This is a genomic window from Pseudomonas sp. RIT-PI-a, assembly GCF_001187875.1.
In the GTDB taxonomy this organism is placed as follows: domain Bacteria; phylum Pseudomonadota; class Gammaproteobacteria; order Pseudomonadales; family Pseudomonadaceae; genus Aquipseudomonas; species Aquipseudomonas coleopterorum.
The window spans coordinates 433,785-458,834 of record NZ_LGIR01000012.1; the positions used below are offsets into that span (position 1 = coordinate 433,785).

General features: G+C 61.7%; 20 protein-coding genes. 12 read left to right on the plus strand and 8 right to left on the minus strand.

The features are described 5' to 3' along the window. Positions 1-34: 34 nt before the first annotated feature. Complete coding sequence (glgA, locus tag AC788_RS08190; RefSeq protein WP_049860157.1) at positions 35-1,597, minus strand: glycogen synthase GlgA; 1,563 nt, start codon at positions 1,595-1,597, stop codon at positions 35-37. A 639-nt stretch (positions 1,598-2,236) separates the two neighbouring features. Here glgA and gnd point away from each other — a divergent pair. The 5 genes from gnd to nudC are packed head-to-tail and all read left to right on the plus strand — an operon-like array spanning position 2,237 to position 8,278. Beyond that, positions 2,237-3,214: a phosphogluconate dehydrogenase (NAD(+)-dependent, decarboxylating) gene (gnd, locus tag AC788_RS08195; protein ID WP_049860158.1), complete on the plus strand. Its 978-nt coding sequence runs from the start codon at positions 2,237-2,239 to the stop codon at positions 3,212-3,214. After that, a complete protein-coding gene (gene zwf / locus AC788_RS08200; RefSeq protein ID WP_049860159.1) occupies positions 3,211-4,719 on the plus strand; it encodes a glucose-6-phosphate dehydrogenase in 1,509 nt (502 codons plus the stop codon). Before gnd ends, zwf begins: the two co-directional genes overlap by 4 nt. Next, on the plus strand, positions 4,716-5,543 hold the full coding sequence (locus AC788_RS08205; protein WP_049860160.1) for a Cof-type HAD-IIB family hydrolase: 828 nt from the start codon (positions 4,716-4,718) through the stop codon (positions 5,541-5,543). The genes zwf and AC788_RS08205 overlap by 4 nt, the downstream gene beginning before the upstream one ends. Positions 5,544-5,599: 56 nt before the next feature. Then, the gene (locus AC788_RS08210; RefSeq protein ID WP_049860161.1) at positions 5,600-7,414 is read left to right on the plus strand and encodes a glycoside hydrolase family 15 protein; all 1,815 of its coding nucleotides are present in this window, start codon (positions 5,600-5,602) and stop codon (positions 7,412-7,414) included. Positions 7,415-7,447: 33 nt separating this feature from the next. Next, on the plus strand, positions 7,448-8,278 hold the full coding sequence (gene nudC / locus AC788_RS08215) for an NAD(+) diphosphatase (RefSeq protein WP_049860162.1): 831 nt from the start codon (positions 7,448-7,450) through the stop codon (positions 8,276-8,278). Here the strand turns inward: nudC and AC788_RS08220 are convergent. Continuing rightward, a complete protein-coding gene (locus tag AC788_RS08220) occupies positions 8,246-9,037 on the minus strand; it encodes a TSUP family transporter (protein ID WP_049860224.1) in 792 nt (263 codons plus the stop codon). The two genes, nudC and AC788_RS08220, sit on opposite strands and share 33 nt — an antisense overlap. Before the next feature lie 589 nt (positions 9,038-9,626). Further along, entirely contained in the window at positions 9,627-11,696 is a 2,070-nt protein-coding gene (tkt, locus tag AC788_RS08225; protein WP_049860163.1) for a transketolase, read from the minus strand. A 250-nt stretch (positions 11,697-11,946) separates the two neighbouring features. On the opposite strand from tkt, the gene hemB reads away from it, so the two are divergent. Further along, the gene (gene hemB, locus AC788_RS08230) at positions 11,947-12,921 is read left to right on the plus strand and encodes a porphobilinogen synthase (protein WP_049860164.1); all 975 of its coding nucleotides are present in this window, start codon (positions 11,947-11,949) and stop codon (positions 12,919-12,921) included. An 8-nt stretch (positions 12,922-12,929) separates the two neighbouring features. Here hemB and AC788_RS08235 read toward each other — a convergent pair whose 3' ends face one another. Continuing rightward, entirely contained in the window at positions 12,930-13,358 is a 429-nt protein-coding gene (locus tag AC788_RS08235) for a DUF4174 domain-containing protein (protein WP_049860165.1), read from the minus strand. A 112-nt stretch (positions 13,359-13,470) separates the two neighbouring features. On the opposite strand from AC788_RS08235, the gene AC788_RS08240 reads away from it, so the two are divergent. The 5 genes from AC788_RS08240 (at position 13,471) to AC788_RS08260 (ending at position 19,583) form a co-directional block, all read left to right on the plus strand. Beyond that, on the plus strand, positions 13,471-13,800 hold the full coding sequence (locus AC788_RS08240) for a hypothetical protein (protein WP_049860166.1): 330 nt from the start codon (positions 13,471-13,473) through the stop codon (positions 13,798-13,800). A gap of 232 nt (positions 13,801-14,032) precedes the next feature. Continuing rightward, positions 14,033-14,971, plus strand: a complete 939-nt coding sequence (locus AC788_RS08245; protein WP_049860167.1) for a hypothetical protein — start codon at positions 14,033-14,035, stop codon at positions 14,969-14,971. A gap of 330 nt (positions 14,972-15,301) precedes the next feature. Further along, complete coding sequence (locus tag AC788_RS08250; protein ID WP_049860168.1) at positions 15,302-16,222, plus strand: aldo/keto reductase; 921 nt, start codon at positions 15,302-15,304, stop codon at positions 16,220-16,222. A 12-nt stretch (positions 16,223-16,234) separates the two neighbouring features. Further along, positions 16,235-17,536 carry an NTP/NDP exchange transporter gene (locus tag AC788_RS08255; RefSeq protein WP_049860169.1) on the plus strand — a complete coding sequence of 434 codons (1,302 nt, stop codon included), beginning with the start codon at positions 16,235-16,237 and terminating at the stop codon, positions 17,534-17,536. A gap of 82 nt (positions 17,537-17,618) precedes the next feature. Next, positions 17,619-19,583 carry a putative bifunctional diguanylate cyclase/phosphodiesterase gene (locus AC788_RS08260; RefSeq protein ID WP_049860225.1) on the plus strand — a complete coding sequence of 655 codons (1,965 nt, stop codon included), beginning with the start codon at positions 17,619-17,621 and terminating at the stop codon, positions 19,581-19,583. A 22-nt stretch (positions 19,584-19,605) separates the two neighbouring features. On the opposite strand, the gene AC788_RS08265 is transcribed toward AC788_RS08260, so the two are convergent. Beyond that, positions 19,606-20,397 (minus strand): SDR family NAD(P)-dependent oxidoreductase, encoded by a 792-nt coding sequence (locus tag AC788_RS08265; RefSeq protein WP_049860170.1) that lies wholly within the window; start codon positions 20,395-20,397, stop codon positions 19,606-19,608. Positions 20,398-20,679: 282 nt separating this feature from the next. Here AC788_RS08265 and AC788_RS08270 point away from each other — a divergent pair, with 282 nt between their 5' ends. Further along, positions 20,680-21,489 carry a sugar phosphate isomerase/epimerase family protein gene (locus AC788_RS08270; RefSeq protein WP_049860171.1) on the plus strand — a complete coding sequence of 270 codons (810 nt, stop codon included), beginning with the start codon at positions 20,680-20,682 and terminating at the stop codon, positions 21,487-21,489. Positions 21,490-21,623: 134 nt separating this feature from the next. On the opposite strand, the gene AC788_RS08275 is transcribed toward AC788_RS08270, so the two are convergent. From AC788_RS08275 to AC788_RS08285, 3 genes are all read right to left on the minus strand, one after another. Continuing rightward, on the minus strand, positions 21,624-22,412 hold the full coding sequence (locus AC788_RS08275) for an IclR family transcriptional regulator (RefSeq protein WP_082223617.1): 789 nt from the start codon (positions 22,410-22,412) through the stop codon (positions 21,624-21,626). A gap of 53 nt (positions 22,413-22,465) precedes the next feature. Beyond that, positions 22,466-23,509 (minus strand): Gfo/Idh/MocA family protein, encoded by a 1,044-nt coding sequence (locus tag AC788_RS08280; RefSeq protein WP_236690493.1) that lies wholly within the window; start codon positions 23,507-23,509, stop codon positions 22,466-22,468. 112 nt (positions 23,510-23,621) lie between these two features. Continuing rightward, positions 23,622-25,049 (minus strand): MFS transporter, encoded by a 1,428-nt coding sequence (locus AC788_RS08285; protein ID WP_049860174.1) that lies wholly within the window; start codon positions 25,047-25,049, stop codon positions 23,622-23,624. Position 25,050 lies beyond the last annotated feature (1 nt).

Here is a 25,050-nt window from a genome sequence, read left to right on the forward strand (position 1 = left end):
TTATTGATAAATTGCCGTGATTGAGTGACTGCCGTTACCGATGAGCCGCGGAACGCTTGCTGCCTTGCACCAGGGTCTTGTACAGATCGGCGTAGGGTTCGACCGCTTCGCTCCAGTTGAACGGCTGGGTCATGGCGCGGCAGCGCATGGCATTCAGCAGTTCAGGCTTGTCGAACACATAGAAGGCGCGGGCCAATGCGGCCTGGTAGCTTTCGATGGTCGATTCGCCGAACAGGAAGCCCGTCACGCCGTCTTCGATGGTGTCGGCCAGACCGCCCGTGTTGCGCGCCACCGGCAAGGAACCGAAGCGCTGGGCATACATCTGGCTCAGACCACAGGGTTCATAGCGCGAAGGCATGAGCAGGAAATCGCTGCCGGCGAACATGCGGCGAGCATCGGTTTCGTTGAAGCCGATGCGCACGCCGACGCGACCCGGGAAACGCAGGGCCAGTTCGCGCATGGCTTGCTCTTCTTCAGGCTCGCCGCGGCCGATGATGACCACCTGGCCGCCGTTCTCGACGATGAACTGGGTAACGCCTTCAGTCAGGTCCAGGCCCTTCTGATAAACCAGGCGGGACACCACGGCGAACAATGGGCCGTCCGAATCGTCGATCTCGAACAGCTCGCGCACGTGGGCGGCATTGACCGCCTTGCCTTCCCAGTCGTTCAAGCTGAACGGGCACACCAGGTGCGGGTCGGTCGCCGATTCCCAGCTGGCGTCGATGCCGTTGGGAATACCGCTGAGCTTGCCCTGCTGAGCTTTGCTGCTGAGGAAACCTTCAAGGCCACAGCCGAATTCAGGGGTGGTGATCTCTTCGGCGTAGGTCGCGCTCACCGTGGTGATGTGGTTCGAATAGGCCATGCCGGCCTTGAGGAACGACAGCTTGCCGAAGAATTCCATGCCGTCCTGCTGCATCGCATGGCTGGGCACGCCCAATTCAGGGCAGCAGGCACGGCTGAACACGCCCTGATAGGCCAGGTTGTGGATGGTGAACAACGTCGGTGTGCTCAGCCCGCGCCAATGCATGTAGGCAGGCGCCAGACCTGCGGGCCAGTCATGGGCATGAACCAGATCGGGCTTCCAGTGGACCATGCCCTGACCGGCTGCGATATCGGCAGCAGCCAGGCCCAGGCGGGCGAAGCGAATATGGTTGTCCGGCCAGTCGCGACCGTTGTTGGCGCCATAAGGGGTGCCGTCCCGCTCGTACAGCTCAGGGCACAGCAGCACGTAGATAACGAGCCCGTCGGGCATATCCATACGACCGATCTTGCAGGGGGGCAGGGCGGCATGGCCGCTCAATTCGCCAACCACATGAATCGGATTGTCACTGTTGAGCACTTGCGGGTAGCCGGGAATCAGCACACGAACGTCGTGAACCTGGCTCATGGCACGTGGCAGTGCAGCCGACACGTCACCCAGGCCGCCGGTCTTGACAAGGTCGGCGATCTCCGATGTCACGAAAAGAACTTTTTGCTTGTGGACGCTGGACGGCGTCTGCAGTGCTTTGCTGGTAGGCGTGGGAACCTGCAAGTGGGCGGGTTCCGCCGCTTGCCTGTTGAAACGCTCTCCGTGGTTTTCGACAGCGGCACTGATCATTGTTCTCTCCCGTGCATTACGTACTTGTATGGCAGATCCTGACTCTGAAAAAGCGCTGATCGATTAGCGCTTCCCGCTGACACACGCACAGGCGCTGCAGACAACGGCGTTCCTGCCGCAGGCTGCAATGATTCACGGGATAGCAGGTTTGGCGGACAAGAAACATCAAATAACCTGCTTCCTATCCTGACCTGTCTGATTTGCAAAAAGTTTCGAGTTTTTTGCATCGGATTTCCAAGCGATAGATCGCCTGTGACCTGAGTGTAGGAGATCCGCCATTTTTTTGGGCCGGGCGAGCGACTGACGGGCGATTATTATTGGCACACTCGTACTACAGGCCTTGTCCGGTGGGCGTTTTGGCGGCTTCGCGGCCCTTGCTCGAGCCTGTTGGCGAACCGTCACGGGTCTTGGAACAAAACCATTGCGATTTGTGTACCGCTCCAGAAGCGCGTCTTGATGAAATCGACAAAAATTCAAGTTTTTTGGCCAGCCCCGTAACCGACCAAAGGTATACTCGGAAACTTCCCGGTATCGTCCGGGACTAACTTGGAGGCTCGTTCGGGTAATACCCTGACCCGCTTCCAGGACATCACCGTTCAAGAAATATCTTTTTCAAGCAACATAGAGTGGAGCTCTCGCATGCAACTGGGAATCATTGGGCTGGGCCGCATGGGCGGAAACATCGCCAGAAGGCTGATGCGCGCTGGTCATCAAACGGTGGTCTTCGATCGCAATCAGGATTCGGTGCATGGCCTGGCCGGTGAGGGCGCTACCGGTGCCGCCGATCTCGCCGATCTGGTGAGCAAGATGGACACCCCGCGCGCGGTCTGGGTCATGCTGCCCGCAGGTGCTCCTACCGAAGCCACCATCGCCCAGCTCGCTGACCTGCTGGAGCCGGACGATGTGATCATCGACGGCGGCAACACCTTCTACAAGGACGACATCCGCCGTGCACGCGACCTCAAGGCGCGCCAGTTGCACTACGTCGACGTCGGCACCTCCGGCGGCGTCTGGGGCCTGGACCGCGGCTACTGCATGATGATCGGTGGCGAGCCGGAAATCTTCGAACGCCTCGACCCGCTGTTCGACTGCCTGGCACCCGGCATGGGCGACATTCCCCGCACCCGCGACCGCAACAGCCCGGATGACCGTGCCGAGCGTGGTTACATCCATGCAGGCCCCGCCGGTTCGGGTCACTTCGTCAAGATGATCCACAACGGCATCGAGTACGGCATGATGCAGGCCTTCGCCGAAGGCTTCGACATCCTCAAGACCAAATCCAGCAGCGAGCTGCCCGAAGACCAGCGCTTCGACCTGAACCTGGCCGACATTGCCGAAGTCTGGCGCCGAGGCAGCGTGGTTTCGTCCTGGCTGCTGGACCTGACTGCCGATGCTCTGGCCAGCGACCAGCAGTTGACCCAGTACTCCGGCGTGGTATCCGACAGTGGCGAAGGTCGCTGGACCATCGACGCTGCGGTCGAGCAGGCGGTACCGGTACCGGTGCTCTCCAGCGCCTTGTTCGCCCGTTTCCGCTCGCGTCAGGACGCCACCTACGGTGACAAGATCCTCTCGGCGATGCGTTTCGGCTTCGGCGGCCATGTCGAGGTTCCCAAATGAGTAGAGCGACCTCGAAAGTAGATGCCGCTCCACCGTCAACCCTGTTTCTGTTCGGCGCCCATGGCGACCTTGTCAAACGCTTGCTGATGCCGGCCTTGTACAACCTGAGCCGGGACGGACTGCTGGACAACGGCCTGCACATCGTCGGGGTCGACCATAACGAGGTGAGCGACGCGGATTTCGCTGCGAAGCTCGAAGCGTTCATCATCGAACAGGCGCGGGCCAAGGGCGTCGACGAGCCGGACAAAGTGCTCGATCCGGCGCTCTGGGCCAAGTTGCGCAAGCGCATCAGCTATATTTCCGGTGACTTCCTCGACGAGGCCACCTACCAGGCCATTGCCGAGCGCATCGAAGTCAATGGCACCGGCAATGCCATGTTCTACCTGGCCACCTCGCCGCGCTTCTTCAGTGAAGTGGCGCAGCGACTGGGCAGCAGCGGGTTGCTCAAGGAGCAGCCCGACGCCTTTCGCCGCGTCGTGATAGAGAAACCCTTCGGTCACGACCTGGCTTCCGCCGAAGCGCTCAATGCGTGTCTGTTGAGCGTCATGAGCGAGAAGCAGATCTACCGCATCGATCATTACCTGGGCAAGGAAACCGTCCAGAACATTCTGGTCAGTCGCTTTTCCAACGGTATCTTCGAAGCGTTCTGGAACAACCATTACATCGACCACGTGCAGATCACTGCGGCCGAAACGGTCGGGGTCGAGACCCGTGGCAACTTCTACGACCAAACCGGCGCCCTGCGTGACATGGTGCCCAACCACCTGTTCCAGCTGCTGGCCATGATCGCCATGGAGCCGCCAGCGGCCTTTGGCGCCGATGCGGTTCGCGGCGAGAAGGCCAAGGTTATCGGTGCCATCCGGCCCTGGTCCAAGGCCGATGCCCTGAAGAACTCGGTGCGCGGCCAGTACACGGCGGGACAGGGCGACAAACCCGGTTATCGCGAAGAGCCCAAGGTCGATCCCCAGAGCACCACTGAAACCTACGTGGCGCTCAAGGTCATGGTCGACAACTGGCGCTGGGTGGGTGTGCCGTTCTACCTGCGCACCGGCAAGCGCATGAGCGTGCGCGATACCGAGATCGCCATCTGTTTCAAACCAGCGCCCTACGCGCAGTTCCGTGACACCGAAGTGGACCGGCTCAAGTCCAACTACCTGAAGATCCAGATCCAGCCCGACGAGGGCATGTGGTTTGACCTGCAGGCCAAGCGTCCGGGACCGGCCATGGAGCTGGAGAACGTCAAGCTGGGCTTCGCCTACAAGGACTTCTTCCAGATGCAGCCGTCCACCGGCTATGAGACCTTGATCTACGACTGCCTGATCGGCGACCAGACCCTGTTCCAGCGTGCCGACAACATCGAGAACGGCTGGCGCGCGGTGCAGCCGTTCCTCGATGCCTGGCGCGAGGGTGGCAGCATTGCCACCTACGCAGCGGGCGAGGACGGTCCGGAGGCGGCCGACGAGCTGCTGGCCCGCGACGGCCATCACTGGCATCGTCTGGGATGAGTGCCTCGTCGAATCACCTCATCCAGCTGGTCCTCAGCGACATGGACGGTACCCTGCTGATGCCCGATCACAGCTTGAGCTCTGCGGTGATCGAGGCCGTGGCGCAGCTGCGCGCGGCCGGGGTGAAGTTCACCCTGGCCAGCAGCCGTCCGCCGCGGGCCATGCGCCAACAGATCGAGGCCTTGGGCATCGACCTGCCGACCGCTGCGTTCAATGGCGGCGTGCTGATCAATGCCGATGGCAGCGAACTGCAGTCCCACTGGGTCGACCGCGAAGCCGTGGACATCTGCCTGGCGCTGTTCGCCGAACACGCTCTGGACGTTTGGGTGTTCGCCGACGACCAGTGGCTGGCGCGGGATCGCAAGGCCGAGTATTTCCCCAAGGAACTGCACGCGCTGGGCTACAAGCCGCTGATCGTCGAAGACTTCACGCCGTATCTGGACCGCGTGCACAAGATGGTCGCCACTTCCGGCAACTTCCAGCTGTTGATCGACCTTGAACAGCAGTTGCAGGCGCCGTTGCACGGCAAGGCCATCGCGGCGCGCTCGCAGCGGTACTACCTGGACATTACGGCGGTGCTGGCCAACAAAGGCGAAGCCTTGGCCACATTGGCCGAGCGTCTGGGCATCGAACTGGCCAACACGGCAGTGCTGGGCGACGGCGGCAACGACGTGGCCATGTTCAAGCGTGCCGGATTTTCCGTGGCCATGGGCCAGGGCGAGCAGGTCGTGCGCGAGCAAGCCGATGCGGTCACCGCCAGCAATGCCGAGGATGGCGTGGCGCAGGCCATTCACGAACTGATCCTGCCGCGCGCGCAACGTTGATGTAGATTCCAGGCGCGGCACCGTTCCCGGTCCGCGCCAGTGGTCATGAGGGTTCCATGCCGGCGCTGATCGAAGACTACGCCCTGTTGGGCAATTGCCGTACCGCTGCCTTGGTCGACCGCTGCGGGTCGCTGGACTGGCTGTGCTTTCCCCGATTCGATTCCCCCGCCTGTTTCTCCGCCCTGTTGGGCAGCAGCGACAACGGCCGCTGGCGTATCTTTCCCAGTCAGCCGTTGACCGGTACCGAGCGATGCTACCGCGACAGCACGATGATTCTGGAGACGGTGTTTCATACCGAGCAGGGCAGCGCCATGCTCGTCGACTGGATGCCGGTCGGCGAGCAGGACTGCGTGGTGCGCACGGTGGTCGGCCTGAGCGGACAGGTCGAGTTCGACATGGAGCTGGTCATGCGTTTCGACTATGGCAGCAGTGTGCCGTGGGTCGAACAGGCTCAGCCGCGAACGCTCACGGCAGTGGCCGGCCCCGACATGCTGGTGTTGCGCAGCGCTTCCGATCTGCACGCCGTGGACCACCGCACCGGTAGCCGCTTCACGGTCGAAGCCGGCGAGCAGTTGTGCTACCGCTTGAGTTTTCAGCCCTCGCATCTGCCCGTGCAACCGGCGGTGGAGGCTGAACTGTCTCTGGTTGAAACGGAACGCTATTGGCGCGAGTTCGCCCAGCGTTGCCCGGACGTCGGCGGCTGGACGCCCTTGGTGAAACGCTCGCTGCTGACCCTCAAGGCCATGACCTATGCCCCCACCGGCGGCATCGTTGCTGCCGTGACCACGTCGCTGCCCGAACAACTGGGCGGGGAGCGCAACTGGGACTACCGCTACTGCTGGCTGCGCGATGCGACCATGACCCTGCTGGCGTTCATGAACCTGGGCTACTACGAAGAGGCGGCCGCGTGGCGCAAGTGGCTGATGCGCTCGGTCGCCGGTAACCCCGAGCAGATGCAGATCATGTACGGCCTGGCCGGTGAGCGCCGATTGCCCGAGCAGACCTTGCCGTGGCTGACCGGCTACGAGGGTTCGGCGCCGGTTCGCATCGGCAACGGCGCGGCGACCCAGCGCCAGCTGGATGTGTACGGCGAAGTCGCCGACGCCATGAGCCAGGCCATTCGCGCCGGTCTGCCCCGTCATCCCCGCGGTGCCGCGATCTTTCGCGTGATCCTGCCGTACCTGGAAAGCATCTGGGAGCAGCCCGATGAAGGCATCTGGGAGATCCGCGGCGAACCCCAGCATTTCACCCATTCCAAGGTCATGGCCTGGGTGGCGTTCGACCGCGCAGCGACCCTTGCCGAGCCGACCGAAGAGGGCCGCGCGCAAGCCCAGCACTATCGCGCCGTCGCCGACCGGATCCATGCTCAGGTGTGCAGTCGGGGCATCGATACCGAACACGGCCATTTCGTCCAGGCCTATGGCTCGACCCATACCGACGCCAGCCTGCTGCAGATCGCCTTGACCGGGTTCCTGCCGCCAGACGACCCACGTGTGGTGGCGACCGTGGCCCGCATCGAGAGCACGTTGATGCGCGACGGTCTGCTGCTGCGTTACGACACGGCCCATGGCGTCGATGGCCTGGACCCGGGCGAGGGCACTTTTCTGGTGTGCTCTTTCTGGCTCGCCGATGTCTATGTGCTGCAAGGCCGTATGGCTGACGCCCAGCGTCTGTTCGAGCGTCTGGCCGGTCTGTGCAACGACGTCGGCCTGATGGCCGAGCAGTACGACCCCAAGGCGGCGCGCATGCTGGGCAATTTTCCCCAAGCGTTCAGCCAGCTGGGCATCATCAACACCGCGCTCAACCTGTACCGCGCGCAGAACCCGGCTCAGGCTCGCGCAGCCGCGACAGCCGGCGTGTGTGTGGAATGATCGGGCGACGGTGGCAAACGAGGATTGGATTCGATGAGTGAACGCTGGACCACGGCGGTACTCGATACCGCGCTACCCGGCGGCCTGGCGGTCGCCCGTAGCAGCCAGGGGTTTCTCTGCGCTGCCCAAGGCGTGCTGTTCGAGCGCCAATGGCTGAAGCAGCAACCCCTGGAAATCCTGGCCGAACACGGGATCGGCTATTTCGATGGCCAGCCGGTCTACCTGCTCGAACTGCGCAGCCCGGACACGCCGGATGACTGCCATTGGCAAGGCTTGCGTCAGTTCATGCTCGAAGGGGATTTTCAGGTTTATCGCATGCTCGGCTACGCCGCGCAGATTGGCACCTGGGCACGTGAGCATCGGTTCTGTGGCAGTTGCGGCGGGCCCATGCAGCAGGTCCAGGGTGAGCGAGCGATGCATTGTGCACGCTGCGAGCTGCGCAGTTACCCGCGAATCTCGCCGAGCATGATCGTGCTGGTCACCCGTGGCGATGAGATACTGCTGGCGCGATCGCCGCGATTCGTTCCAGGTGTCTACAGCACCTTGGCAGGCTTTGCCGAGCCGGGCGAATCGGCCGAGGACTGCCTGCGCCGCGAGGTGATGGAGGAAGTGCAGGTCACCGTTCGCAACATTGAATACATCGGTAGCCAGTGCTGGCCTTTTCCCCATTCCATGATGCTAGGCTTTCACGCCGAATATGCAGCCGGCGACATCGTTCCGCAGTTGGACGAGATCGAGGACGCGCAGTGGTTTCACATCGACGCGTTGCCGGCCCTGCCGGCTGGGCGATCGATTGCCCGGCACCTCATCGACCTCTATGTGGCGCGCCGCTCAGGCCTGCCCGAACCAGTGCTGCCAAGCTAGGCGTACGGTCAGCCCCAGAACGATGGTGATGAACACCGGGCGAATAAATTTGGCCCCGCCGCCAATCGCGGTGCGTGCGCCGAAGAAGGCGCCGACCATCACCGCCAGGCCCATGCTCAAACCGATCAGCCAGTCGACCTGGCCACTGGCGATGAACACCGTGAGTGCCGCGATGTTGCTGACGAAGTTCATGCTGCGCGCCACGCCGCTGGCGCGAACCAGATCGAGCGGGTAGAGCAGCAGCGTGCTGACGGTCCAGAAAGCTCCAGTGCCCGGGCCTGCTACACCATCATAGAAGCCCAGGGTCAGGCCTTGGGGCATTTGCCATTTGCGCTTGATCGGCGCGTCGCTGTCCAGTGGGGCTTTGGGTGTGCCACCGAACAGCAGGTACAGGCCGCAGGCGAAGACGATCACCGGCAGCATCTTGTTCAGCCATTCGGCGGGCATGTAATGCGCGGCTCCCGCGCCCAGGAAGGCACCCAGCAAGGTGCCCAGCAGGGCGTTCTTCCACTGACCGGGATGAAACAGCTTGCGGCGATAGAACGTATAGCCGGCCGTAGCCGAGCCGAAGGTCGAGCTCAGTTTGTTGGTGCCCAGCACCAGATGAGGCGGCAGGCCCGCAGTGAGCAGGGCAGGGGTGGTGAGCAGGCCACCGCCGCCGGCGATGGCGTCGATGAAACCGGCGATGAACGCCACCAACACGAGAATGAGCAGAACGCTCGGCGTAACGCTGAGGCTGGAAAGAAGGTCGAAGGGCATGTCATCGGCTTCACGGCAGGGTGCATGCGAAAGGCGCATGCGAAAGCCGCCATTTTAGCCATCGCATGCGCCACCGCAAACCGTATTCGTATGTAACGCGTCTGACGGCACCGTGTTCATCCAGACACACCCCGTACACCGCCGACGCGGCTCGCGCCGCTGCTACAAGCATTGCGTACCCCTGTAGCAGCGGCGCAAGCCGCGTCCGGCCACACCGCGTTCATCCAGACACACCGCATCCACCCCCGACGCGGCTCGCGCCGCTGCTACAAGCACAGCGTACCCCTGTAGCAGCGGCGCAAGCCGCGTCCGGCAGCACTGCGTTCATCCGGACACACCGCGCATCCTGTAGCAGCGGCGCAAGCCGCGTCCGGCAGCACTGCGTTCATCCGGACACACCGCGCATCCTGTAGCAGCGGCGCAAGCCGCGTCCGGCCACACCGCGTTCATCCGGCCACACCGCGAACCTTGTAGCAGCGGCGCAAGCCGCGTCCGGCCACACCGCGTTCATCCGGCCACACCGCGCACCCTGTAGCAGCGGCGCAAGCCGCGTCCAGCCGCACCGCGTACCCCTACAACATTCGCGCAATCAGCCGATCTGCTCCTTGGCTAACTTCACTACGTTGTCCACGGTAAACCCGAACTTGGCCTGCAACTTGTCGATCGGTGCGGAGGCGCCGAAGCTGTTCATGACCACTTTCGCGCCCGTCGCGCCGACATACCGATCCCAGCCCAGCGGCCCAGCCTGTTCGATGGCCCCGCGGGCGGTGACTGCCGCTGGCAGCACCTGCTCGCGATAACCCGCGTCCTGCTCCTCGAACAACTCCCAGCACGGCAGGCTCACGACCCGCGCTGCAATGCCCTGTGCCTGCAACTGTTCATAAGCTTCAACCGCCAAGCCCACCTCGCTGCCAGTGGCAATCAGGATCACCTGCGGGTTGTCGCTATCTGCCAGGACATAGCCGCCACGAGCCACGCCTTCGGCACTGGCGAAGCGCTCGCGATCCAACGTCGCCATGGGCTGGCGCGACAGCACGATGCACGAAGGCCGATCGGTCTGTGCCAAGGCAATCTTCCACGCCTGGGTCGTCTCGTTGGCATCACCCGGACGCAACGTCAGCAGCCCCGGCGTGGCCCGCAGTTGGGTCAGATGCTCGATAGGCTGGTGGGTCGGACCATCCTCGCCCACGCCGATCGAGTCGTGGGTAAACACGAACACCACCGGCAACTCCATGATCGCCGCCAGGCGAATCGGCGGTTTCATGTAATCGCTGAATACCAGGAAGGTCGAGGTGTAGGGTCGGATGTAGCACAGCGCCAAGCCGTTAGCGATGGCGCCCATGGCGTGCTCACGGATGCCGAAGTGCAGATTGCGACCACCGGGCTCCGTGGCCGAGAAACTGCCGGCTCCGTCAAAGGTCAGGTTGGTCTTGGTCGAGGGCGACAGGTCGGCCGATCCCCCCAGCAACCAGGGGATCTTCTTGGCAAACGCATTCAGCACCTTACCCCCGGCAGCGCGCGTCGCCAGGCCTTTGGCATCGGTATCGAAGGCTTCCAGTTCCGCTTCCCAGCCTTCTGGCATTTCGCCGGCCCGCATGCGTCGCAGTTGCTCGCCCAGCTCCGGTTCCCGCTCGCTCAGGGTCTGCAATTGCTGCTCCCATTGCTCATAGCGTTCGCCATGATTGTTCAGCAGCGTGTCGCGCAGATGGTGAGCGGCCTGCTCCGGCACCGAGAAACTGCTGTTCTCATCCCAACCGTAGGCTTTCTTGGCGAGCTTGATCTCATCGTCGCCCAAGGCTTCACCGTGGGCGGCCGCCGTGTTCTGTTTGTTCGGTGCGCCGTAGCCAATGACGCTGTCGACCATGATCAAGGTCGGCGCATCGTGCGTCTGACTGAACTGCTCGAATGCCTTGGCCAGCGCCTCTGTATTGTTGGCATCGGTCACGTGCAGCGTGTTCCAGCCGTAGCCCTTGAAGCGAGTCATCACGTCTTCGCTGAAGGCCAGCTCGGTGTGTCCTTCGATGCTGATCGTGTTGTTGTCGTAGATCCAGCACAGGTTCGATAGCTTCAGGTGGCCGGCCATCGACGCGGCTTCGCTGCTGACGCCTTCCATCATGTCGCCATCGCCGCAGATCACGTAGACGTTGTAGTCGAACAGCTTCAGATCGTCCCGGTTGAAGCGCGAGCCGAGCCAGCGCTGAGCCATGGCCATGCCCACGCTGTTGGCGCACCCTTGCCCGAGCGGACCGGTTGTGGTCTCGACGCCCGTGGTGTAACGGTATTCCGGGTGCCCCGGGGTTTTCGAGTCCATCTGGCGAAATTGCTTGATATCGTCGAGGCTGATGGCCGGTTGGCCGGTCTTGGTGCCGTCTGCGTCGATTTCCTCGACATCGGCCAGATGCAGCAGGCCATAGAGCAGCATGGAGGCATGGCCGGCGGAGAGCACGAAGCGGTCGCGGTTGGGCCAGTCGGGATGCTCGGGGTGGTAGCGCAGGAAGCGGCTCCACAGGGTGTAGCCGACCGGGGCCAAGGCCATCGGGGTGCCGGGGTGACCGGAATTGGCTTTCTGTACCGCGTCCATCGCCAGGGTGCGCAGGGTGTTGATGCACAGTTGATCGTTGGCGGCGGAGGGGGCTGAAGTTGGAACTTGATTAGGCATGTCGATTCGATCCCACATTGAGTTCGCGAGGAAATCGCGGTGAAGATGTCGTCAGGGTTGACCCTCCGGCGGCCGGGTAAGTTGCGTTGCAAGCAACCGGCGCGTTCTCGGCGCTGTCACGCCAGCCGTTCCACGCAAATTGTTACCGGGCATGCAACGCAGCTTTATCGAAATCCGGTTTGCCCCAAGCCTGCGTCCCGGCCTAAGCTTGACCGTTCGATGCCGTATGCCCTTACCAGTGGAATCCATGATGCCCAGCCAGTTTCCTTCCGCCAGGCCCCGCCGCCTGCGCCGCAACGCTTCTTTCCGCGATCTGTTCCAGGAAGCCGAATTCAACCTAGGCGACCTAGTGCTGCCGATTTTCGTCGAAGAAGAAATCGATGACTTCGTCCCTATCAGCAGCATGCCGGGAGTCATGCGCATCCCCGAATCGAAGCTTGCCGGCGAGATCGAGCGCTACGCGCGTGCCGGTATCAAGTCGGTGATGACCTTTGGCGTGTCCCACCATCTGGACGCCGACGGCAGTGACACCTGGAACGAAAACGGCCTGGTGTCGCGTATCGCGCGCATCTGCAAGGACACCGTCCCGGAAATGGTGGTGATGGCCGACACCTGTTTCTGCGAGTACACCTCCCACGGGCACTGCGGTGTCCTGCACGGTGATCATGTCGACAACGATGCCACCTTGATCAATCTCGGCAAGCAGGCCGTGGTCGCCGCACGGGCAGGTGCCGACTTCATCTCGCCATCAGCGGCCATGGACGGTCAGGTGCAGGCAATTCGCGGTGCGCTGGACGAAGCCGGCTTCGTCGATACGTCGATCATGGCCTACTCGACCAAGTTCGCGTCGTCGTTCTACGGGCCCTTCCGCGAAGCCGGTGGTACGGCGCTAAAGGGTGACCGCAAGACTTACCAGATGAACCCGATGAACCGCCGCGAAGCGGTGCGTGAGTCGTTGCTCGACGAGCAGGAAGGCGCCGATGCGCTGATGGTCAAACCGGCCGGGGCCTACCTGGACATCATTCGCGACATCCGCGAAGCCTCGCGCCTGCCTCTCGCGGCGTATCAGGTCAGCGGCGAATACGCCATGATCAAGTTCGCCGGCCAGGCCGGGGCAGTGGACGAGCAGCGTATCGTGCGCGAGAGCCTGGGCGCCATCAAGCGCGCGGGCGCGGATCTGATCTTCACCTACTTTGCCATGGACATTGCCCGCGAAGGCATCTAAGGCTCGGTTCACCGCCCCTGGCGTATCGGCATGCGATCGATGGTAGTGAACAGCGACTCGGGATCGACCGGCCCTGGCCGGTCGACCTTGATCCCACCGTCCTTGCCCACCAGTATCACCCGCGCCCCGGCATCACCCCGATGCCCGACAGCCTGCAACAGTGCTGCACTGGCTGAACCGCTCAGCGGCTGGCCATTGCGGCTGGCGGCACCCGCGACGATCTCGTAGAGCACCATCTCCCGTTCGACGAACCCTTCACGGGCGGCTGGCTTGCCCAAGGCTTCCCGCAGCTCCACCAGTGTCGCGTCCTGGGCGTTGGGGACGATCACGATCAAAGGGCGGCTCTGCCAACGTTCGGCTACCAGCGGATTGGCGTCGCTGGCTTCGGCCGAAGCCAGTCCAAGGCCCAGTGCAAGCGCTGCAATCGTCGCTTTCATGTTCGATCTCCCGATGGGTTCAAGCCTGTACATAATAGTGTCACTCCCGGTAGAACTTGGCGATGCGCCCGGGGTTCAAAGCCCTACCGCTCCTTCGCAATAGGTCTTCACAATGACACTCCGAATTCAGCAACAAGACATCGAACGAGCCAATCTGCGCACCGTCAGCGAAATCTGGCTGGCAGGGCCGAAGTGCACCTATGACGTGGAAAGCGAGGTCGATAGCAAATGCTTCTGGCGCGGGCAACCTACCGTCAGCCACGACATGCTCAGTGAAGGGACTCACGAACAGAATCTGCAGCGTCTATGGCTGGTAGTCGCCAACGTTGACGATGATGCCGAGGTGGGTGCAGCCGAAGCCTTGCTCCGTGCGTCCTTGGAAAAGCAGAACATGGAAGGGGAGTTCTATCCGGCGGAGCAGAAGAACACCACTGCGCCGTGAGCTTTGCAGTCTAATAGTCAATCTCTTTTACGTTTCAAAATAATGCAAAAAGCCCGGTCGATCAGCTTCGGTTCGGGCATTCTGCCTGAACCTGCTTCTAGCTTTGTCTCATAACTAGTTGATTTATAAAGGTATCTATTAATAATCGGCTGGCATGGTGTGTGCACTGGTATCCCTGGCAAACCGTACGTGAGCGATCACACAGGTTCAACCTGCTAGGAGCACGACAACAATGATGAGCCCTGCCGAACACCTTCCTCCTGCCGCGCTATCCGCCTCCGCGGACAGCTCCAATCACTCGGGAGTCTCCTGGGCCGCGATCTTCGCCGGCGCCGCTGCTGCCTCCGCACTTTCCATGATTCTCGTCGTACTAGGCTTCGGCCTGGGTTTCTCGGCCGTATCGCCCTGGGCTGACAAAGGGGTGAGCGCCACGACCCTCGGTGTCTCGAGTGTCCTTTGGCTGACCTTCACGCAAATCGCTGCATCGGGCATGGGCGGCTATCTGGCCGGCCGGTTGCGGGTCAAGTGGGCAAATATGCATGGCGATGAAGTGTACTTCCGCGACACCGCCCATGGCTTCCTGGCCTGGGCCGTTGCTTCGTTGGTCACCGCCATGCTGGTGTTGGGTTCGGTGGGCAGTGCGATCGGCAGCGGTGTGCAGGCCACTGCCAGCGTCGCCGGTGGGGCATCCGTCGCAGCCGCGAGCTCCAACAACGATAGCGCGAGTGACCCTTATGGTTACTTCGTCGACATGCTGTTTCGCGACAACCGTCCCGTCGCGGTCAGCGATGACGCGGCACACGCCGTGGTGACCCGCATCTTTGCCCGTACCGTGAGCAACGATGGACAGCTCGCCGTCGAAGACCGTGCCTACCTGGCACAGCTGGTCAGCCAGCGCACCAACCTGACTCAAGCCCAGGCCGAGCAGCGTGTCGATCAGGTCTATGGTCAGGCGCTGAAATCGGTGCAGGACGCTGAGCTGGCTGCCCGCCAGGCCGCTGACACCGCTAAGAAAGTCGCTGCTGCCACTGCACTGTGGACCTTCGTTGCCTTGCTCTGCGGCGCGTTCTTCGCCAGCTTCGCAGCAACCTTCGGTGGCCGCAGCCGCGATGCCGTGGTCTGGCATGAACGCGACCGTACCCGCACCCACACACCCACTTCGATTCGCTGATCAAGGAGTACTACCATGCGCTCGATTCTTTTGTTCTTTCTCGGTGTGCCTATCCCGATCATCATCCTGATCGCGCTGTTCATGCATTGAGTCCCGCCGTATCGGCCGCTTGAACGGGTCGACTCGACACACAACGCCCCTGGCGCAATTTCATTGCCCGGGGGCTTTTTGTTTATGCCAGGCGAAATGCGGTGAGTGGCTAATTTTTATCTTCATGTTTCATCAGCAGACATCTGCGCCCCTTGTGATCCGTACTTCGCCATACTGAGCTCCACCCCTCTGTAGGAAGTCTCCCCACATTCCGCGTGAAAGATCTCAAGGAGCAGCGCCATGACGACCCGCCGTCAGTTCGTTCAATACACCGCCGCGCTCGGCGCCCTGGCCAGTTGTGGCCCGCTGATGTCGCGCCTGGCGTTCGCGGCGCAGCCGCTGCTGCAACGCAAGATACCGGCGACCGGTGAGTGGCTTCCCGTGATCGGACTGGGTACGTCCCAGACATTCAACGCGGACCCGGAGTCGGCGGACATGGCCCCTCTGCGCGAGGTGCTGGCGGCGTTCGTAGCGGGTGGCGCCAAGGTCATCGATACGGCGCCCAGCTACGGCCGGGCGGAACGGGTCAGCGGCGAGCTGGTGGCTCAAGCCGCCGCACGCGACAAGGTGTTTCTGGCGACCAAGGTCTCGTCCACTGGTCGTGAGGCCGGCATGCGTCAGATCGAGGCCAGCTTCAAGGCGCTGCGTACCGACACGATCGATCTAATTCAGGTCCACAACCTGCAGGACACCCGCACGCAGTTGGCGCTGCTGCGCGAACTCAAGGCCCAGGGCCGCATCCGCTACATTGGCGTGACGCACTACGTGGAGTCGGCCCACGATGAGCTGCTGGCCGTGCTCAAACAAGAGCCCGTCGACTTCGTGCAGATCAACTACTCGATCGGCGCGCGCAACGCCGAGCGCAAGCTGCTGCCGTATTGCGCCGACAAGGGTATCGCCACCCTGATCAATCGGACGTTCGAAGCCGGCCGCCTGTTCGCCAAGGTCAAGGGTCGTGCGGTACCTGAATGGGCCAGCGCCGAGCTGGATGCCAGTTCCTGGGCGCAGTTGATGCTCAAGTTCGTCCTGGCCAATCCTGCGGTGACCGCCGTCATTCCCGCCACGTCGCAACCCCGTTATGTGCTCGACAACCTGCTCGCCGGCCAGGGTCATTTGCCCAATGCCGAGCAACTCAAGCGCATTGCCGCCGAGTTTGCCTGAGTTGCGTCTTCCATGACCCCCGTCGCTGCGCGCTTCACGCAGGTGATCAATGCCCGTCCTGGGGAGGGGCAGGCCGCGTTGGCCGGGTTCGCGTTGTTCTTCTGCCTGTTCTGCGGCTATTTCATGCTGCGACCGATCCGCGAGTCGATGGGCATTCAGGGCGGTGTGGAAAACCTGCAATGGCTGTTCACAGCCACCTTCATCGCCATGTTGGTGGCCGTGCCGCTGTTTGGCTGGCTCAACTCCAGGGTGGCCAGGCTTCACTATATCGATTGGGTCTACGGCTTTTTCTGCGGCAATCTGATGCTCTTCGCCGTTGCGTTCGGCGCTGCCGAACAGGGCATCTGGCTGGCGCGGGTGTTCTATGTGTGGATCTCGGTCTACAACCTGTTCGTCATCTCGGTGGCCTGGAGCCTGATGGCCGACGTCTTCGATGGCGCACAGGCCAAGCGCCTGTTCGCGTTCATTGCCGCGGGCGCGAGCGTCGGCGGTCTCGTAGGCCCGGCCCTGAGCGCCTTGCTGGTGGGTGTCATGGGGCCCAGCGGGCTATCGGTACTGGCCGCGCTGTTGCTTGCAATCGCCATCGCCCTCAAGCACCTGTTGATGAGCTGGCGCGCCGTGCACGGGGCAGGGCGGCCCGGCGCCGCTCGGGCCGAAAACCCGCACCGGCCGGTGGCTGGCAATCCGTTCAGCGGACTGACCCGTGTGCTGCAATCGCGCTATCTGCTGGGCGTCTGCGCCTTCGTGGTGTTGTTGGCCACGGTCAGCACCTTCCTCTATTTCGAACAGGCGCGCCTGGTGGCCGAGTTGTTCCCCAGTCGCGAGGAACAGGTCCGGGTATTCGGCATCATCGATTTCGTCGTTCAGGCCGGCGCACTCACCGCGCAGCTGTTCATCACCGGCCGGCTGGCGCAGCGACTGGGGGTTAGGACCTTGCTGGCCTTGGTGCCGGCGCTGGTGTGCCTGGGGTTCATCGGCCTGGCGCTGGCGCCGAGCTTCGCCATGCTGGCGGGGCTGATGATCGCCCGGCGCATCGGTGAATACGCGTTCGTGCGACCTGGGCGCGAGATGCTGTTTGCGCCGCTGGACGCAGAAACCAAGTACAAGGCGAAGAACTTCATCGACACCTTGGTTTACCGCGGTGGTGACGCCTTCAGCGGCTGGGTCAAGAGCCTGCTCGACCTGCTCGGTCAGGGCGTGGTGCTGATCGCGCTGGTGGGCGCCGCCTGCGCCGCGCTGTGGGGCGTGGTGGGCTGGTACCTCGGCGGTAAAGCCGACGCCGCCAGCGCCCAGCCTGTCGGACCACACAAATAAACCGCCTCGATCGCGTCCGGTTGGCTACAGTAAAGCTGAGTTCGGCCGACACCCTCTGATTACAGCCATACATTCGGACATGATGTCTACGACCAGACGCTTTTCCTGCACCGGCCTGTTCGTTCTGATCAAACGGCTGTGCAGCGTACCTCAAGGCAACTCGCGTCTGCTCGCGGCCCAGTACAAGGCCCTGGCCAGGCAGATTCCTCTGATGTACTTCATCCTGCTGATCAACAGCTGGGCACTGGCCTTTACCCACATGGCCAGTTCGCCGGTGTGGATGACCGTGCACATCCCTCTGGTGTTGACCCTCATCAGCCTGGTGCGGGTGGTGGCCTGGCGTCGAGGCTGGCAGCAGCAACCCGACGACGTCGAGGTCGCCCAGGCACTGGCGCGCACCAACCGTATCTGCTGCGTGGTCGCCATCGGTTTCACGGTCTGGGCCCTGGCGCTTTTTCCCTATGGCGACAGTTATGCCAAGGCGCACGTGGCCTTCTACATGGCCATTACGGTGATCGGCTGCATTTTCTGCCTGATGCACCTGCGCTCCGCGGCCCTGATGACGGCGGTGGTGGTCAACGTCGCCTTCGTCGCATTCTTTGCCTCCACCGACAACCCCACCTTCATCGCCACCAGCGTCAACGTGTTGCTGGTCACCGGCATCATGCTGGTGGTGCTGCAGAACAACTATCGCAACTTCACCGGACTGGTGAACGCCCAGGCGCGCAGCGAAGCCCTGAGCGACGAGAACTTTTTACTGGCCAACAAGGACAGCCTGACCGGATTGCCCAATCGGCGCTGGTTCTTCAACTGCCTGGACACCTGCCTGGCCAAGGCGGGCGAGGAGGGGCAACGCCTGGGCGTGGGCATCCTCGACCTCGATGGCTTCAAGCCGGTCAACGACCTGTACGGTCACAGTGTCGGCGACCGCCTGCTGGCCGAGGTCGGTACACGCCTGGCTGCGCTGCTGCCCGATAATGTCCAGGTCGCGCGCTTGGGAGGCGACGAATTCGCGCTGATCCTGCCCGACTGTGGCGACAACCTGGAGATATCCCTGTTCGCCGAACGCATCTGTGTAGAGCTGAGCAAACCGTACCTTCTGGTCGATGTGCCGATCCAGGTGGGCGCATCCATGGGCCTGGCGACCTTTCCCGATCTGGCCGGCAATGCCCATGAATTGTTCGAGTACGCCGATTACGCGCTGTACCAGAGCAAGCACCATTTCGTCGGCCATATGTCGCTGTTCTCGGCTGCGCACCGCAAGCAGCTGCAAAGCGCGATCATCACCGAACAGGCGTTGCGACGTGCGGATCTGGAGCGTGAATTCCATGTCGCCTTCCAGCCCATCGTCGACCTGCAGACCAGTGCCACCGTCGCCTTCGAGGCCTTGGCGCGCTGGCAGAGCGTAGAGCTGGGGCCGGTGCCGCCCGGCCAGTTCATTCCGGTCGCCGAGCGCAGCGGCATGATCAATCGCCTGACCCTGCCGCTGCTGGCCAAGGCCTTGCGGGGTGCCGCCGCCTGGCCGGCGCCGATTCGTCTTTCCTTCAACCTGTCGGCCCATGACTGCGGTTCGCCCGACGCGGTCCAGGCCATCGTCCAGCTGCTCACCAGTGGGCTGTTCGATCCGAGTCGGGTCGACCTGGAGATCACAGAGACGGCGACCCTCAAGGATCTGGATCTGGTCCAGGAAGCGATCGCCACCCTGCGCTCGTTGGGGTGCGGCATTTCCCTGGACGATTTCGGCACCGGCTATTCCAGCCTCAGTCACCTGCATGCGCTGGCATTGACCAAACTCAAGGTCGATCGCAGTTTCGTCGCCCGCCTGCACGAGAAACCGGCCAGTTACAAAATCGTCAAATCCCTGCTCGCGTTGACCCAGGACATGGACCTGGATTGCATCTTCGAGGGCGTGGAGACCCGAGAGGAGGTCCAGGCGCTGGTCGCATTGGGCTGCCGCTATGTGCAGGGCTACTACTTCGCCAGGCCCATGTCCGCGCTGGATACCGCGGACTGGATTGCCCTGGACCATGCTCCGGTTCAGCGCTGACGACGCTTGGCCTTTCCAGTGATCAGGATTTCGAGCCGGGCCGGCCGGGTATGTGGTTGAGAATGGATTTTGAGAAGCCACCGTCGACGCAGATATCCTGTCCCGTCACGTATCCCGACAACGGACTGATCAGGAACTCGATCACATTTGCGATATCGACCGGTTGCCCAATCCTGGCCAACGGAATGATTGCCTCTCGGGCTTTCTTGAGTTGTGGGTCAGCGTAGATCTTTTCGGACATCGGCGTGTGTGTCATGCCCGGGGAGACCACGTTGACGCGGATACCTTCGGGTGCCCACTCCAGTGCCAGTGTCTGGGCAAGCATCGTCAATGCCGCTTTGGTAGGGCTGTAGGCGCCCGAGCCGGCATGTGGAATCTGACCAGACATTGAAGAGGTAAAACAGGCCGCACCACCGCTCTCGCGCAAATGCGGGTAACTGGCTTTGGCGAGGAGCCAGGCGCCGCGTAGATTGACCGAAAACATATCGTCCCAATCTGCAAGCGTCAGGTCGCAAATCTTGCCAGGACTGGCGATGCCGGCATTGGCCACCAGGGCGTCAAGCCCGCCGAACTCCGCGACCGCTGTCGCCACCAGTTGACTCGGTACTTCATCCTTGCCGAGATCGCCGCACAATGAAATGGCGACTCCTCCCATAGCCTCGATGGACCTGACGACTTCTTTCTGTGTGTCATTCGGGGCATGTCCACAGACCGCAATTCTAGGCTGGACTCCCCGAGCCAGAGCTGCCTCCGCGATTCTTATGCAGGCCGACGCGCCGATACCACTGCTACCACCACTGACCAGAGCTCTCATTGATGCAGTCCTTCTTGTTGGATTTATTGGATGTCGTTGTTTGAACCGGGACATTCGAAACAATGCCAACATACGAAAACAGCTTGTGCTTTGCAATCGAATTGACAACGTAACTCGATTCCATTATGTTTTTTTGGTGTTTTTTTATCCTGCCCGGGCGGCTACTGCGGCGATCTAACGGCCAAGTAAGACCGAGGCGTTGTATGGCCTTGGCGAATAACCGGACCCACAGTCCGCGGCGTTCTCCATTTGTCGAAACAATAACAAGAAGGGAATTTCAGCATGATCATCAGCACGTTTTCCTACCTATGGGCGTCCACGGCCATCGATGCCATTGCCGAACTTTCCGAGCACGGGCATCGCGTGTTCGAAGTGCCTGTCAGTTCGCCCCATTGCTGGCCCGTGGAACTCTCGACTGCCCAGCAGTCCGAAGCCTACGTGCGGCTGCTGGGTTACGGTGCCAAGGTCAGGTCCCTCAACGCTGGCGGCTATGACATCAATCTGGCCAGCCCCGCCGCGAACATGCGTCGGAAAAGTATCGACCACATCAAGGCAGTGATCGATCTGGCAGCCGCCTGGGGCACGCAAGAAGTAGTGATATCACCTGGTACTCGTCGACCGATGATTTCTCCGCCACTGGAAAAGACCTACGACTGGATGTACGAAAGCCTTGCGGTGCTGACACCGATGGCGAAGCAGGCCGGTGTCCGGCTGCTTCTCGAGAACACGCCGTACTGCTTCACCCCCACGATGCCGCAACTGGCAGAAGTGGTCGAAACCCTCAACGATGACACGGTCAGGGTTGTCTACGACATCGCCAACGCCGCGTACATCGCTGAAGATCCGGTCGCGAGCTTGTTGGCGTACCACGCTGCTATCGAGTTTGTGCATGTGTCCGACACCGGTATGGATGTCTGGGGGCATGATCCGGTTGGGACCGGTGTAGTCGACTTCGTAGGGCTGGGTGAGGCCGTTCAAGCCACCTGCGGTATCGAAAACTGCGTGCTTGAAATTATCCGCGAGGAAAACGCGTTGCATGAACTGAACAAGGGTGTGGCGGACCTGCGCGCCAAGGGATGGAAAATTCCATAGGCAGCCTACGGGTTTGCAGGCCCTCAGGGCCTGCAATGCGATCCGTTGCAGGCGTAGGGATCAGAAGGGACCAGGCACTTGGGACGTTACTTGGCATATCGCAGCGCATGCATGCGCGCGATGGGGGCAACGAATCATTCTTCGCTCACCGAATTCCAGAGCGCCCAGTGTTCGCCCAGCTTGATGGCTGAACGCTTGAGGCTTGCCAGGTGTGCATCAAGCGTTTCTTCGCGCATGCGTGCTATGGGGCCGGCAATGCTCAGAGTCCCCACAGGCGCGGTGTTGGCTGGGCGCGAGGCGTCGAAGACCGCCACTGCCACTACGCACACGCCGACTTCGCCTTCCTCGCGCACGACCGCATGTCCCTCGCTGCGAATCAATGCTATGTCATCGAAAATGTCGCGAATCGAAACACGCGCGTTGGGGCCTGCGTAGTCTCGGGTGTTTTCTATGTCCCAGGCTGACAGGATCCGCATGGCGCGCTCGTCGCGCATGGTCGACAGCCACACTTTTCCTGCCGCGGTCGTGTGCGGGATGATCTTTTCATCCAAGGCCCGCCGGTATTGCAGGCCCCGAGTATTCTTGGTGGCCTGAAGTACCCAGGTCAGATGATCTTCCGCTACCTCCGCCAGCCGAACGTGCTCGCCGGTTTCAACGGCCAGGTCGTCCAGCAATGGCTGCATGATTCTGGCAAATCCCGTTTCATTGATGAAACTCATGCCCATGCTGGGAATCTTCAGCGTCAAGCGGTAGTGATCTTGTTCGTCCTGGCAAACATATCCCCTTTCTCGAAGCGCGCTCAATATGCGGTGCGCCGTTGCCATCGCAACTTGGGTCTGCTCGCTGATCTCCGACAGAGAAAGACCACCCGGATGAGCAAGCAGCAGTTCCAGGGTGTTGAAGTAACGTCCAATATGCGACAAGTTTCCAATCCTCTACGCTGCCGGCCGACGCCAGGCAACTTTGCTTCACGATGCTAGAGCCGAACGGGAAGGCCACCCAGGCGATCCGATTCATAAGCAGCCTCGATGATACTCAGGACCGTATGCATTGTCGCAAGTCTTGCACCTTTATAGGCAGTGTCACGATCAGCAGCAAGAACATCGGTCACGAAGTTGTCGTAATACACGTCCGAGTTCAGGCTCATCTGCAGATCGCTGGCTTGGCCGGTCGCATCGACCATACGCATGCCTTCTGCGGTCGAACGGGCGTAGAACCGATCGCTCGACAATGAAAATGAATACTCACGCTGTTCCGGGGTGTTGGCCGGATAGTTGTATCCCGTTTCGATGGTGCAGATGCAACCGCTCTCGGTTACCAAGGTCATCATGGAGCCAATTTCCACGGCCGCCAGTTGCGGGTCACGATACATCACCGCAGAAACGCTGCGTATGCGTTCGGCGCAAATCTGCTCGATCAGATCAACGAAGTGAACGGCCAGATTGATCGTGCAGCCGCCTCCCGAGCGTCGTGGGTCGAGCATCCAGGCACAGCTGTTGGTCAGGTAGCGATCGGGTGGGCCGGCATTGAATCGAAATGACTGGGTCCTCCATTTGGCGCCGGTGTGCAGCGCCGCACTTTTGAGCTGGCTCAATAGTTCGCTGTGCCGCCAGATCAGGGGTACGGCCACGAACAGATCAGCCGCGTCGGCCAGTCGTTGCAACTCCAGCACTTCTTGCCGAGTGAGCCCGCAAGGCTTTTCCATGGCGAACGGGATGTGCCGTTCGATCAGCGTTTTGCCCATGCCATGGAGTTCATCGTGTGGACCGAAGGCGAAGTCAACTGGCTGGTCCTGCAACAGCGTCTGCCAATCACCATAGAGCCTTGCACCGAAGCGCTGGGCCAGGGCGGGACCACGTGTCCCGGTAGCGTCGGATACCGCCGTGACGGTGACATCGGCCAGCCGCTCCAAAGCATCCAGATACAGCGGCGTGTGCCAATGGCTTACTTCCAGAAGAACAACGTTCACACATTCATTCCTTATTGATGGTGGTGGCGTGTCAGGCCCGGCGGTTGCCACAGGGCCGTCCGGCGCAAGCAGAGGGTGTCGTCACCTTCTGTCTGCATCGTCCAGGTGCGTGTGGCGCTGCGCAGAGCACTTAACAGTACGTCTACAGTCCGCCTGCTGCTCGTCAGGAACGTGTTACCGACACCGATTGCGGTACGTTCATTGCCGGCTTGCGGCTGGACAGTTCCTGCACCCGTTCATATTCCTCCTTCGACATCGGGACGGCATTGGGGTCGCCCAGGTCCTTGAGGCGTACGCGGTAGGTTTCACGGGTAGTGAACGCGGCGATTGCAGAGATGGCGCAGATGCCGAACGTCAATGCGCCGATTTTCAGGGGGATGTTTTCGGTTCCGGGAGGCGCAATGGTGACGAACAGGGCAGGGAGGAACGCCGTGCAGGCCACGCCGATGTTCTGACCGATTGCCATACCCGTGACACGAACCCGGGTACGGAACAGTTCGGGGAACAAGCTTGGAAACACACCGTTGAACCCTTGGTAAGCCACGCCCCACATGAGCAGCGACAGAATCAGCGACAGCCACAGGTTGTGAATGCTGATCGCGTAGAGATAGGCGAATGACAGCAGCCCGCCGCACAGGACACCCACGATGACCGGAGGTCGACGGCCGATCCTGTCAGACAGCTTTCCAACGAAGGGGATGAGAACGACTGCACACAAATTCCCCAGAACCGGGATCCACATGAATACGCCGGATGGGAAGCCAATACCGTAGGCAGGCTGGACTGCATAGGTTGCGCCGAAGACCGAGGCGACGATGGCAAGCACCGCGGAGAGCGCCATGCAGATCACCCGCAGCACATCTCGCCAGCTTTGCGTGATCACTTCGACCACAGGCAATTTCTCGGGTTTGGCGTGAGTCTTCGCTTCGGTGAACACCGGGGCTTCATGAACTTCACGGCGGATGATCCAACCGGCCACCAGTACCACGGCGCTCAGCAGGAACGGAATCCGCCAGCCCCAGGCAGCGAACTGATCGGCAGGCATGAATTGGGCGAGCGGGAGGAACACTGCAGCGGCCAGGAGTTGCCCGGCCTGTACGCCTTGCAGCGTGAAGCTGGCGAAGTATCCGCGACGCCCGTCGGGTGCATGCTCCAGGGTCATGGAACTGGCGCAGGACACTTCGCCTGCGACGGCGAAGCCTTGCACCAGGCGCAGGAAGATCAATATCGCCGGCGCCCATACACCGATCTGCTGGTAGGTGGGAAGCAGCCCGATGCTCAGCGTGGAGAAACCCATCAGGAACATGCAGTAGACCAGCACGGTCTTGCGTCCATGTCGGTCGCCCAGATGTCCCAGCACCACGGCACCGATCGGTCGGGCGACGTAGCCGACACCGAAGCTGGCCAGCGAGACGATGATGCCGACAGTGGGGTTGTCTGTCGGAAAGAACAGTTGCGGGAAAAGCAGCGCCGCAGCAGTGGCGTAGATGAAAAAGTCGTAGTACTCCAGCGCCGATCCTATCCACCCGCTGGCGGCGGCTTTCCTCGACTGGCGCTTGGAATTCGGGTCGGGTTGCAAGGTATCGCTCATG